Genomic DNA, 2,170 nt, shown 5'->3' with positions numbered 1-2,170 from the left:
TCCCCGAGGAGGAGCTGTGGCCCGCGCCAAAAGCGACAACCATAGCGATGAAACACTGACCATCGACCTGGAAGCGGTCAGGGAGAAATACCGGCAGGAACGCAACAAGCGCAGCGTCGGTCGCACCTACCAGTTCGCGCGCGGTGACTTCAGCCGCTACGCGCGAGACCCCTACACCGAGCGGCAGGAGCGCGAGCCGCTCACCGACGAGGTGGACGTCGCCGTCGTCGGCGCCGGCATCGGCGGCCTGCTGACCGGCGCCCATCTGCGCGAGGAGACCGGCCTGGAGCGCATCCGGCTGATCGACGAGGCCGGCGACGTCGGCGGCACCTGGTACTGGAACCGCTTCCCCGGCGTCCGGTGCGACGTCGAGAGCTACATCTATATGCCGCTGCTCGAAGAGATTGGCACGATACCCACCGAGAAGTACTCCACCGGGCCCGAGATCTTCACCCACCTCCAGCAGATCGCCCACAAGTACGATCTCTACCGCGACGCCCTCTTCCAGACCACCGTAACCGAGTTGCGCTGGGACGAGGCCGCTGGGAAGTGGTTTGTGAGCACCGATCGCGGGGATCTGATCCGGGCCCGGTACGTGGCCATGTCGATCGGTCTGATGCATCGCCCCAAACTCCCCGGGCTACCGGGCCTGGAGACGTTCGCCGGGCACTCCTTCCACACCAGTCGCTGGGACTTCGACTACACCGGCGGCGACAGCACCGGCGGCCTGACCAAGCTGAAGGACAAGAAGGTCGGCGTCATCGGCACCGGCTCGACGACCATCCAGCTCGCCCCGCACCTCGCCGAGTGGGCCGAGCAGCTCATCGTCTTCCAGCGCACCCCGGCCACGGTCGACGTCCGCGGTAACCGGCCCACCCCGTCCGGCTGGGCGGACAGCCTCGAACCGGGCTGGCAGCAGCGCCGGATGGAGAACTTCCACGCGCTGACCTCCGGTATCCCGCAGGACGAGGACCTAGTCCAGGACCGCTGGACCCAGACCACGGCCAAGCTGGCCGCGGCGATCCTGCCCACTGGCGTCGCCGGGGGCGACCCGAAGGAGCGGGCGCTCGCGGCCGAGCGGGCGGACTTCCTGAAGATGGAGGAGCTGCGTTCCCGTATCGACAGCGTCGTCACCGACCCCGCAACCGCCGCCGCTCTCAAGCCGTACTACCGCGTGTACTGCAAGCGGCCCTGCTTCCATGATGGCTACCTCCAGACCTTCAACCGGCCCAATGTGACCCTGGTCGACACTCAAGGGCAAGGCGTGGAGCGGCTCACCCGGGCCGGGGTGGTCGCGAACGGCCGGGAGTACCCGGTCGACTGCCTGATCTTCGCCACCGGCTACGAGCACGAGTTCGCCGTCCCGTACACCGACCGTGCCGGCTATGACATCGTCGGCCGCGATGACGTGAAGCTGTCGGAGAAGTGGGTAGACGGGGCGCGCACCCTGCACGGACTCCAGGTGAACGGCTTCCCCAACTGCTTCATCCTGTCCAAGGTCCAGGCCGGCCGGCACGTCAACATTGCCTACATGCTGGGCGAGCAGACCCGGCACCTTGCATACATAGTCAAGTGCGTCGAGGAGCGCGGCTACCGGGTCGTGGAGGCATCCGAGGCCGGCGAAAAGGAATGGGTCGAGGAGATCCTCCGGCTCGCCACCAACGACATCGACTTCCTCGAGAACTGTACGCCCGGCCTCTACAACAACGAGGGCAACCCGAGCGGGCTGCCCCTGCTTAATTCCAGCTACGGCGGCGGCTCGGTGGAGTTCGTGAACGTCCTGAGGCGCTGGCGCGAGGCGGGTGACCTCGCAGGCCTCGAACTGCGCTGACCACCCCGCCCTTCCGCGAAAGGCGGCAACGCCCATGGACGTAACGCCGATACCCGGCGCTGCTCTCGGCGCCGTCGTGCACGGCGCCGATGTCACCGGAGACATGGACAAGGCCCAATTTGAGGAGATCTGGGCGGCGCTCGACGCGCATCTCGTTCTCGTCCTCCGCGGCCACGAGACCCCCTCCTACGAGGAGTTCCTGGCCTTCGGCCGCCGCTTCGGGTACATCCCGAAGACCGGTCTGACCAGCGGCGCCCACCCTGACCATAACGAGATCCTGATCATCTCCAACCTGGTGGAGGACGGCCACAAGATCGGCGTCGGCGACGCCGGGTGGAT

At 67.0% G+C, this 2,170-nt stretch carries 2 protein-coding genes; both read left to right on the top strand.

Annotation, left to right across the window (positions count from 1 at the left end):
* On the top strand, positions 1-1,831 hold a 1,831-nt coding region (ptlE, locus tag AC08OP_RS23045), incomplete at its 5' end, for a neopentalenolactone/pentalenolactone D synthase (RefSeq protein ID WP_476616086.1).
* Positions 1,832-1,865: 34 nt separating this feature from the next.
* On the top strand, positions 1,866-2,170 hold a 305-nt coding region (locus AC08OP_RS23040; protein ID WP_476616085.1), incomplete at its 3' end, for a TauD/TfdA dioxygenase family protein.

The organism is Frankia sp. CeRuru1 (genome assembly GCF_977966315.1).
Note: the sequence above shows the minus strand (reverse complement) of the source record. Positions and strands in the feature narration are given on the sequence as shown.